The sequence below is a fragment of the Sutterella parvirubra YIT 11816 genome, assembly GCF_000250875.1.
GTDB classification, from domain to species: domain Bacteria; phylum Pseudomonadota; class Gammaproteobacteria; order Burkholderiales; family Burkholderiaceae_F; genus Sutterella; species Sutterella parvirubra.
The window spans coordinates 1-10372 of sequence record NZ_JH604957.1 but is presented as its reverse complement, the minus strand read 5'-3'; the positions used below and the strand labels follow the sequence as shown (position 1 = coordinate 10372).

The window sequence follows — 10372 nt, the reverse complement described above, 5'->3', positions numbered from 1 at the left end:
GTAAATTTTATTTCTTTACTGTTCCTAAGGGGTCATGGATCCGCTCTCCCCGGCGTGCATGGTGCCGGGGACTCTCCGCGCCGCGTCGGTCTCACCACGCGCGGCACTGGAGAAGCGGGGGCGGTCGGACGAGAGGTCCGGCCGCCCCCGCAGCCATTTGGGGCGGACCGGGGCGTGCGGGTGGTGACGGCGGGTGACGGACGCCGCGCGGATGCCGGAGGGCGCCCCTCGGGAGTACCCGCAGAAGCCCCGCGAAAAAGAGAACGCCCGCCCGACGCGCCGAAACCACAGAGATCCCCGTCTTTCAATGAATTGAAACGCAAAAGGACGCCCTTTCGCCGTTCTCCCGGCGTCCCCTCATCGGCTTTGCGCTATGCTCCACGGCATCAGCCCGTCCGCGGCCGGATGTTGAGCTTTTTTCAAACACCGTCGAGCGCTTCCAAAGCGCCCGCCGTGCCTTCTTCTCCAACCGGCCGCCGGGACGGATTTCCGCCACCCCACATTGGACAAACGTTCTCCCTCATGCCCGAACAGAACACCACCGACGCGCCTGAAACTGCCGAAGCCTCTGAACCGGCCGACGCCCCCGCGTCCCGTCCCCTCACGCAGCGCGGTCTCGACCGCCGCCGCGCGCTCCTCATGCACTCCGCCGACCTCTTCATCGAGGTGGGCTACGAGCGCACCTCGATCCGCGAGATCATCGCGCGCGCCGGGGGCTCGCGAAGCCTCATCTACCAGTGCTTCAAGAACAAGCACGGGCTCTTTCTCGCCTGCCTTCAGATGACGGTGGACGACGTCTATTCGAGCTACGTGCAGGAAGGCCGCAAGGGCTTGACACTCGACGAAGAGCTCCTCACCTTCGGGCGCATCTTCCTCGAACACATGACGAACCGCCGGGCGCAGGGGCTTCTTCGCCTCATCTTCTCGGAGACGACGCGATTCCACGAAATCGGCGAATGGTACTGGCGCGAAGGCGTCATGCAAAGTTGGGTGTGCTTCGCGCGCGTGATGCGCGACTACGTCGATCTTCCCGACGAGGAACTGATCGACGCCGCCCGCTCCTACATCAACCTCCTGAAGGGCGGGCTCGTCGAAGAGTGCCTCGCCAACCCCTCGCTCGTCCCCACGGAAGCGCGCATCCGCGCCGAAGTGGAGCGCGCCGCGGGATGGATCGCCGACGCCCTGGTCGTGCGCCAGGCGCGCTTTGAGCGCGCGCTCCTTCGCGCCCTCAAGGACCGCGTGGCGCAGCCCGCGGCCGGGTACGACTTCTCGGCTCTGGACTTCGACGCGTTGGGGAAGCTCACCGGTGTTGCGGATGCGGCTGATGCCGTTGCTGCGGAGACCGAAGCCAAGCCCGCCCGCACCCGCAAGACCCGCACGAAGAAGGCTGCGGAGACTGTTGACGCCGTTGACGCCGATGAGGTCTTCCGCGAGGCGGAGGCCCTCTCCGCCGCGGTCGCCGCGGCCCGCGGGATTGAGTCCGACGTGACAGAGGCCGCCCGCGCGGCGGTGCGTCTGGAAGACGTCCTTCCCAAGGTGGCCGCTGTTGAAGAGACGGTGGGAGAACCTGAAGTCAAGATCGAAACGAAGGCCGAGGAGAAGGCTGAAGACGCCGCGCCTGAAGCGGTGACGGTTGAGGAGGCTGCGGAGCCTGCCGAGGCCGCCGAAGCCCCCAAGAGGAAGCGCACCCCGAAGTCCTGCGTCACGAAGATCGCCCCCAAGGCGAACGCCGAGGGCGCCTTCGCGAAGCCCCTGGGGAGCGAACTCCGCGCGCAGGAATACCGCGCGAAGAAGGAGGCGGCGAAGGCCGCCGCCGAAGCCGGTGAAGCGGCTGAAACGGCTGAGACGGGAGAATCCGGGGAAGCCGCGCCGAAGCCCAAGCGCTCCCGCAAGACCCGCGCGTCGCTCATCGGTGCCGGAAAGACCGCGAAGAAGGAGACCGTCGAATGACCGAACGCGACGATGACGACGAAGTGACCCTTCCCGGTTTTCCGCCCAACACGAAGAACTACATGACGCCGCCCTGCTACCGGCGGCTCCTTGACGAGCGCGAGCACCTCGTCAACGTCGAGCGCCCCGAGGTGGTGAACGTCGTCTCCTGGGCGGCGAGCAACGGGGACCGCTCGGAAAACGGGGACTACCAGTACGGCAAAAGGCGTCTGCGCGAGATCGACCGTCGCATCCGGTTTCTGAACAAGCGGATCGAGTCGGCGGAAGTCGTCGACCCGGGCTCGCGCCCCGCGACCGACCAGATCTTCTTCGGCGCGACGGTGCTCTACTGCGACCAGAGGGGCGACGAACACAAGATCCGCATCGTGGGGATCGACGAGGCGGACGTCTCGAAGGGCGACGTGAGCTGGGTGAGCCCCATTGCGCGCGTGTTTCTGAAGCACCGCGAGGGGGACGAGGTGCGCCTCCCCACCCCCGCCACCGCGTCGAAGCCGGCCGGCGTCGACGAACTCGAGATCCTGGAGGTGACGTACGTCAACGATCCCCCCTATCCGGAGGGACGGCACTGCGAGTGACGGACGGAGACGAAAACCGGTACGGGTGTCGGCCCTGACCCTCATCCTCTGACCGGGGAATGAACGAAACGCCGCGCGGGGGAGACTCCTGGCGGCGTTTCGGTTTCTTGGAGGCGTGGGGCAGTGAGAAGTCGGGGCATGAGGCGCGGGCCTGTCGGCCTCATACCGCCGGGTCAGCCTGTTCGTCGAGGTACTCGTCGTACTTCTTCAGGAGCGTCAACTCCGCTTCGGCGCGCCTCACCCGGTATTCGAGCCACGCCTTCTCCTCCGCGGACGTCATGAGCACGGGCGGATCGAGGTCCGCGTCGGCCTCGGGCCTCACGGCGCCTTCGTCGTCCTCAAAGAAGACCAACCTGCCTTCGGCCTCGGCGTTCCTGTACTTCTTCGCCCAAAGCTCCGCCTTCGCGGCGGAGATGCCGAGCTGCCGCGCGATTTGGGCGGCGGGGCGCCCGCGGTTCACGAGCATGGCGACGGCGAGCTTCTCGTCGGCGTTGAGGGGCCTGACGGCACGGTTGGCGGAGGCGGCGTGGTTGGCGGTCTTCGGCATCGGGAGCTTCCTGAAGCGTTCGTGTTCAGGGACCATTCTGCCTCAAGCGCTGCGGGATGAGCAGTCCGGGCAATACGGTCGAAGCGAATGCCGAGCCCGGCGGACGGCCTGCACGCCCCCTGAATCTTCAAGCGCCTCAAGACCTTGTGGGCCCAATCCGCCCCATCAGAAGAACACCACGGACGAGGCCATCTGCTTCAAGAGCGCCACCACGCTCCAGGCGGTGGAGGTCGACGACCTCGGGTTCGCGGGGTCGGGCTTCGACGCGATCGAGAGTTCGGCGTGCATCTGCGCGTTCGAGACGCGGACGCGGTGCACGGACTCCGCCGCCCCCGGGCGCGAGACCACCCGCACTTTCGCCGCCTCCCCTACGCCCGCGGCGAGGCTCGCCGCCACGGCGACGTTGACGTTCTTCGGAAACCCGGCGATCGCGTCCGCGACGCCGCCCTCGAAGACCACCTCGTCGGGACCTTCGGTGCGGAGCACCCGGCCTTCGAGCCCCGGCGCGCCCGCGAGGCTCTTCGGGGCCTTGACGTTTTCGATCTCGAGCGCCGCGCCCGGCATCATCGCGTAGGTTTGCAGCAGGTCCAACCCGCCCACGGCGCCGTTCGGGATGTAGACGCGGCGTCCGAGCCGCTTCGCGGCGGCTTCGACTTCCGAGAGGAACGCCCGGTCGGCGAAGGCGCCCACAGACACCGCCACCAGATCCGCGCCGCCCTCGAGAATCCGGAGCGCTTCAGCTTTGAGCGCCCCGCCACCCGCGAGTTCGATCACGAGGTCGGGCCGGTGGCGCAGGAGCCCCTCGGCGTCGGTCTCGGCCGCGGCACCCACTTCCGCCGCGAGCGCTTCGGCGTGGGCCGCGGTCCTCGCCGCCACCGCCGCGACCTGGTAGTCGTGGGGAAAGCGCTCCGCGACGGCGCGCACGACGATCTTGGCGAGCGCGCCCGCGCCCAGTACGGCAATGGTCTTCATGGTGTGGTCTCTTCGAAGGTGACGGGTGTGGTCCTGATCCGCCCGGGATGACCGGGCTTCCGGAGATCATACGCCTCGCCGCGGGCGCGGAAGCGCTCGGGCGTCAGGTAGCTAGGCAATCAGGGGGTGCAGCGGCGAGGCGCACCGAGACGCAAACCCAGGTCCCGGATGCGGCGAAGGGGCGGCACATTCGTCCACCCCTTCTCGTTCGGATTCTTCTTCGGATTCTTCTTCGAATCCGTCCTTGAACGTCCGCCCGGTCTCACCCGCGGATCATCTGCTCCAGCACGTGGAGTTCGTGGTTCAAATCCGCCTTGCTCGCGCGCTCCTGCTCGATCTTCCGCACGGCGTGGAGCACCGTCGCGTGGTCGCGCCCGCCGAAGCTCTCGCCGATTTCAACGAGCGACTTGTTCGTCATCTGCTTCGAGAGGTACATGGCGATCTGACGCGGCCGCGCGATGTTCGCGGGGCGGCGCTTCGAGTGCATGTCGGCGACCTTCAACTTGTAGTAGTCGGCGACGGTCTTCTGGATCGCTTCGATCGTGATGTAGCCGTCGGACGCCTCCAGGCGGTCGCGGAGCACGCGCTTCACCATGTCGACCGTGATCATGCGCTCGTCCTGCGGCTGGAACTGGAGGTACGCCACCACCTGCTGGAGCGCCCCTTCGAGTTCACGGATGTTCGACTTCAGACGCTTCGCGATGAAGCTCGCGACGTCGGTCGGAAAGTCGATCCCGAGACGCTGCGCCTTGTTCTGAAGAATCGCGAGGCGCATTTCGTATTCGGGCGGCTCGATCGCGACGGTCAGGCCCTGCGCGAGGCGCGAGACGAGGCGCGGCTCGATGTCTTTGAGCCCGCGGGCGTACGTGTCGGACGTCAAGACCACCTGCTTGTTGTGCGGCACGAGCGCCTCGAACGCGCGGAAGAACTGCGCCTGAGAGCCCTTGGCGCCCGAGAGCGACTGCACGTCGTCGATCAGAAGAAGATCGAGGTTGCGGTAGCGCTCGTCGAACTGCTCCAGGACGCCCGGCCCCTTCGCGCCCGACTCACGCACGGCCTGCGTGTATTCGTTGATGAAGTTCTGGGCGGTCACGCAGCGGACCTTCGCCGAGGGGTGAAGGTCGAGGTACTTGTGCCCGATCGCCTGCATGAGGTGGGTCTTCCCGAGACCGACGCCCCCGTAGATGTAGAGCGGGTTGTAGCTGTGCCCGGGCGTGGACGCCACATGCTGGGCGGCGGCCACCGCGAGCTGGTTGGCGGACCCCGAAACGTACGTGTCGAACGTGAAGCGCTCAATCAACCCCATCGACTCGCGGTCGGTGGCGGCCTTCCCCTTGGCGCGCGCGGGCGCGGGCGCGGGCGCGGCGGGCGCCTCCTGCTTCTCGGCGTCCTCTTCCGAGACGAAGGTCACGGTGACCGTGCGGCCGGCGACGGTCCCCGCCGCCTGCTGGATGATCTTCGTGTAGGCCTGGCGGATCAGTTGCACCTTCTGCTGCGGCGCGGCGAGCTTCAGGCGCCCCGTCTTCGGATTCCAATCCACGACCGTGAGCGTGCTGATCCACAGCCGGTAGATGCTCGGCGTGGCCGCCACAATCTCCTTGAGGCGCTCGAGACATGCGGTCCAAAAGTCGTTCATGGAAAGGGGCCCGGGTTGAAATGAAGACGAAAAAAGCGGGCCGAGCCCGCCTGCGAAGTTTCGATATTGTACCAAAGATGCCCGGGAAACCCACAACGGATGGCATATTCACGGTATCGACACCACATATGGTGTTTCCAATGGTCGTTTTCCACCACCCGTTCGACGGGATGCCCACAGCCCGTCCACTGGGTGCCGACATGCTGCCGACAGGATGCCGACATCATGCCCACAGACTTTTCAACATTTGAGGGCTCTTCGAGCCCGGTCTGACGGACGTTCGGTGTCCGCAGGCCGCCTTCCCGACGTGAGGAAAAGGAAGGGGCCCCGTCTGCGTAGCGCGGAGCCCCATTCCCTGTCCTGCTTCAGTCGGTCTACTTCACGGGTTCAGCCTTCGCGGCCTCCTCACCCGCGATCCGTCCGAAAACCATGATGTCCGTGTAGGCGTTGCTGCCGAGACGATTCGAGCCGTGCGTCGACCCGGTCACTTCGCCCGCGGCCCAGAGTCCCGGCACGGGCTTGCCGTTCTTGTCCAAAACGTGCGCCTTCGTGTCGATCTTCAGCCCGCCCATCGTGTGGTGCACGGACGGCACACCCCGGTAGATCCAGTAGGGACCGGTCGAAAGGTCCGAGAACTTGCCGCGGTAGTTGAAGTCGGGGTCCTTCCCGGTCTTCGCGGCTTCGTTGACGCGCGCGACCGTCGCCTTCAGGTTCTCGACGGGAATGTCGAAGGCCGCGGCCACCTCGTCCAGGGTCTTCCCGGTTTTGAGAATGCCGGTCTTCGTGAAGACTTCGACCTCGTCCTGGTGGTGCGTGATCGCGTGCGAGCGTTTTTCGACGGCTTCGTTGAAGAGCGCGTAGCAGTACTTCCCGGTCTGCTCCAGGATCGCCTTGCTCATCACGTCGCGGCGCTCGAGCTCTTCGACGAAGCGCTTCCCCTCCTGATTGATGAGGATCGCGCCCTCGAAGCGGGCGTCGTCGATCAGTTCGATCGCGCCCGAGACGGGGTCGCACATCGGATAGGTCTGTATCTGGTCCATGTTGACCGCCACGCCCCCGGCGGCGACGCCCATGCGGATGCCGTCACCCATCGCCGCGGGCGAGTTGGTCGTCTTGAAGCCCGCGCCGTAGAAGGGGTTCGCCTCGGTGCGCATCTCGACGTTCGCCGCGAAGCCGCCCGTCGCGATGATGACGCCGCGGTTGGCTTCGAAGGTGTAGTCCTTGCCTTCGAGGGTCGCCTTGACGCCGACGACGCGGCCCGAGGCGTCCTTCACCAACTCGGTCGCCTTGGTGTCGGTGTAGATGGGGATGCTGCGCTTCTCCACCGCCGCCATGAACTTCGTGATGAATTCGGCGCCGGTCGCCCCCTTCGGAATGAGAGAGCGCTTGACCGAATGGCCGCCGAAGTGAAAGACGTTGTCCTCCTGGAATTCGACGCCGATCGTATCGACCAGCCACCGGGCGGTGGGGAGCGCCCCTTCTACCATCGTGCGCACGACGGCGGGGTCGCCCAAGTTGTCGCCGCCCTTCATCGTGTCCTGGAAATGGAGCTCGACCGAGTCGTTCGTGATGCCGAGTTTTCGCTGCACCCAGTTGTCGGCCGCGGCGTATTCCGCTCCCGAAATGAGGGAGTTGCCGCCCACGGTCGGCATCTTCTCCAGCATCACGACCTTGGCCCCCGCATCGTGGGCCGACACCGCCGCGGCAAAGCCCGCGCCGCCGGCACCGATCACCACGACGTCGTAGACGAGGTTTTCGGGAACGCGCGCCTTGCGCGCCACGACGACGGGCGCCGCCGCGAGCTTCACGCCGGCCTTCTCCGACGCGGCCGCCACGGCGCTCCGGAGCGCGTTCGACGTCAACGTCGCTCCCGTTACCGCGTCGACCTCCACGGAATTCGCAGCGACCATCGCATCGCGCATTTCCGTGTAGACCTTGCCGGCCAGAATCGGGTTTTCGCTTTCCTTCACGATGTCGATCTTCCGGATCTTGCCGCCGTCGAACGTGACGGCCACCGTGAGGTCACCGTGACGGCCCGTGGCCGTCCCCTCCGTCGTGACGGGGGCGGCGAAGACGGTGGTTGAAAGGGCGAGCGCCGCCGTGAGGGCGGCGGCGATGGTTGTGCGTTGATGCATGGTCCTCTTCTCCTTGACCGGGCGGGAGCCCGGTCGTGAGGGCGGCAGATCCGTTCGGTCCGTACTGGTCCCTCGGCCGAACGCCGCGTGAAGTTCGCGGGGAGTCCTTCCGGGCTCTTCCGCAGTCTTCCGCGCGCTTCTGCGCGCCTCTTCTCCTTACGTCATTCTCGGCCGCTCTTCGGGCGGGTTTCCACGGGACTTTCCCAAGGGTGGTGCGGTCACGCCTTGGCGCGGTGACCCGTCACCGCCCGCACGCGCTTCGCGAAGAACCGCATCATCGGCGCGGCGTCGCCCGTGCGGTAGAAGTCCCGAAGACGCGCGTAGAAGCCGGTTGCACCTTCCGGATTCCGGGCACCGGCTTCGTCAGCCGGGAGAATGAGCGGCGGAAATCCCGCCGCCAGGAGGACGCCCTCCATCGCCAACAGACCGGTGCGCTTGTTGGCGTCGAAGAAGAACTGCGAGCGCGCCGTGAAGAGAAAGGCCGCGACGGCGCGCTCGCGGGGGTCTGAGACGGCCTCGCGGAGAAACCGAAAGCCCCGGTCGGCGAGACCGGGAAGGTCTTCAGGCTCGGGCGGCAACCGGTCCGAGCCCGCGATCGTCACGGGGGAGGTGCGGAAGACGCCCCAGGTGAGTGCGTCCTCACGGGCACATGCGGCGTGAAGCGCCGCGAGGTGGTCGGCGTCCAACCGGAAGGCATCCATCCCGAGAAGCCCCTCGGCGGCGTCATGGAAGTTGCGGACCTGGAGGCGGCCGACACCGTCGAGATGATGGATACTGCTCAAGGCTTCGCCATCCCTTACGGCCCGCACCTCGTCCGCCGTCACGGGGAGGTCCTCGAAGAGCCGCAGCGCCGCTGCCGTGATCTCGGGGAGGTTCGCGCGGAAGGCGGTGAGCGCCGCGCGTCTTCCGTCCATTGTAGGAAGCGGCTTCAGCCCCGAACAGTCCCTCTCAACCCCTCCTCTGCCGGCCTCCATCCCTCCCCCGCAGGGTTTTCGCTGAGTCTCCCGACTCCCTTACGCGCGTAGGTCGCCGGGCTACCGTTCGGGGAACCGTGCCGGGGGACCCGGAGAAGTCTGAAGCAGGCCCTACCCGCTCCAGACTTCACCGCCCGGCACGACCGACCACGATCAGGAGACCAACAACATGACCAACTTCGCCCCGAAGGCCCTCGCCGCCTCCACTGCGCTCGCCGCGCTCACGCTCGGGATGCTTGCGCTTCAGCCCGCCCACGCCGCCTCCGTCTCGATCTACGGGATCATCGACACGGGCTTCAACTACACCCGTACCGACGCCGATCAGAAGGGCGTCGACGCCGAGGATTCGTTTTCTGAAAAGTCCTCGCAGATGATTCCGACGCGCTTCGGGCTTCGCGGAAGCGAAGACCTCGGGAACGGCTGGGGCGTGAGCTTCCTGCTCGAAAACATGTCGTCCTCGGACGACGGCAGCATGATCGGCGGGCGGCTCTTTCACCGCGCCGCGGAAGTGACCATCTCGGGCCCCTACGGCAAGCTCACGATGGGCCGCTCGGGGCTCCTGCGCTCGGGCTTCGGGACGACCGGGATCTGGGCCGGCAAATTGAACCCGTTCTCGAACTCCTGGGGGAGCTACATCGCCGGTTCCAAGTTCGTGATGCCGGGCGACTTCCGTTCGGCCGACAACACCGTCACGTACGCGCCCCCGACCTTCGCCGGTCTGCAGCTCCACGCCCAGTACTCGATGAAGGTCGACAGCGTGACGGCAAACGTCAAGGACCTTGAAGAAAACAGTCCCGAGACCGACCGCGTCTGGTCTTTGGGCGCCACGTACACGCAGGGGAATCTGCACGTCACGGCCGTGCTCGATTCGATCCTCTACGGGAACAAGGTGCCTTCCAACACCTTGGGGAAGGACCTCGACGACTCGCTCGCCTTCTCGCTGGGCGGCGCCTACGACTTCGGCGCGGCGAAGCTCTACGCCTCCGGCATGGTCTTCGAAGGCATGACCGGGGCGAAATTCCAGGGGCACGACTTCGGGGCCGTCTCGTCCATCAACAAGCAGGCTTCCTACAAGGGCTATTCGCTCCAGTTGGGCGTCGACGTGCCGGTGGGCGCCGGCACCATCAAGGCCAACATCGGCTGGATGGACGCGAAGGCCGACCAGGTCTTCACGACGGGCGCCGACATCGCCGACACGGACCGCATCGCTTTGGGTCTCGGCTACACCCACGCCCTCTCGAAGCGCACGACGCTCTACACGGGCGCGGGGTGGCTGAAGGACACCTCGAACGTCGTCGAGGGCGCGAAGCCCACCGCGACCGAACTCGTGGCCGGCATGGTGCACCGATTCTGATCACTTCCCGCCGCGTGATCTTGGAGTGATCGGAGGCCGGCGCCTTCCGGGTGCCGCGCAGTCCTCCACGGTCCTCCGACCGCTTACGCCAAGCCCCCGTTCCTTCTTCCCGGCACAGCCTTTTCCGATCGGCCGGGCGGAGGACGGGGGCTTTTCGTCATCGAGCACTTCTGAGACTTTTCGACGCCACTCCCGACGCTCAGGACTAGTAAGGGAATAACGTGTAATA

At 66.3% G+C, this 10372-nt stretch carries 8 protein-coding genes; 3 read left to right on the top strand and 5 right to left on the bottom strand.

Features of this window, described 5'->3' with window-relative positions; all coding sequences use genetic code 11:
* Nucleotides 1-522 precede the first annotated feature (522 nt).
* Complete coding sequence (locus HMPREF9440_RS10550) at nucleotides 523-1950, top strand: TetR/AcrR family transcriptional regulator (protein ID WP_008542194.1); 1428 nt, start codon at nucleotides 523-525, stop codon at nucleotides 1948-1950.
* Nucleotides 1947-2525: a transcription elongation factor GreB gene (gene greB / locus HMPREF9440_RS05265; protein ID WP_008542193.1), complete on the top strand. Its 579-nt coding sequence runs from the start codon at nucleotides 1947-1949 to the stop codon at nucleotides 2523-2525. Before HMPREF9440_RS10550 ends, greB begins: the two co-directional genes overlap by 4 nt.
* 160 nt (nucleotides 2526-2685) lie before the next feature.
* On the opposite strand, the gene HMPREF9440_RS05260 is transcribed toward greB, so the two are convergent.
* The 5 genes from HMPREF9440_RS05260 to HMPREF9440_RS10545 form a co-directional block, all read right to left on the bottom strand.
* Nucleotides 2686-3108 (bottom strand): helix-turn-helix domain-containing protein, encoded by a 423-nt coding sequence (locus HMPREF9440_RS05260; RefSeq protein WP_008542192.1) that lies wholly within the window; start codon nucleotides 3106-3108, stop codon nucleotides 2686-2688.
* A 129-nt stretch (nucleotides 3109-3237) separates the two neighbouring features.
* A complete protein-coding gene (locus tag HMPREF9440_RS05255) occupies nucleotides 3238-4044 on the bottom strand; it encodes an aspartate dehydrogenase domain-containing protein (protein WP_008542191.1) in 807 nt (268 codons plus the stop codon).
* A 262-nt stretch (nucleotides 4045-4306) separates the two neighbouring features.
* On the bottom strand, nucleotides 4307-5680 hold the full coding sequence (gene dnaA, locus HMPREF9440_RS05250; RefSeq protein ID WP_008542189.1) for a chromosomal replication initiator protein DnaA: 1374 nt from the start codon (nucleotides 5678-5680) through the stop codon (nucleotides 4307-4309).
* A gap of 374 nt (nucleotides 5681-6054) precedes the next feature.
* Nucleotides 6055-7815: a flavocytochrome c gene (locus HMPREF9440_RS05245; RefSeq protein ID WP_008542188.1), complete on the bottom strand. Its 1761-nt coding sequence runs from the start codon at nucleotides 7813-7815 to the stop codon at nucleotides 6055-6057.
* 218 nt (nucleotides 7816-8033) lie between these two features.
* Nucleotides 8034-8729, bottom strand: a complete 696-nt coding sequence (locus tag HMPREF9440_RS10545) for a Fic family protein (RefSeq protein ID WP_050816136.1) — start codon at nucleotides 8727-8729, stop codon at nucleotides 8034-8036.
* 229 nt (nucleotides 8730-8958) lie between these two features.
* On the opposite strand from HMPREF9440_RS10545, the gene HMPREF9440_RS05235 reads away from it, so the two are divergent.
* Entirely contained in the window at nucleotides 8959-10143 is a 1185-nt protein-coding gene (locus HMPREF9440_RS05235) for a porin (RefSeq protein ID WP_008542186.1), read from the top strand.
* The last annotated feature ends 229 nt before the right edge of the window (nucleotides 10144-10372 follow it).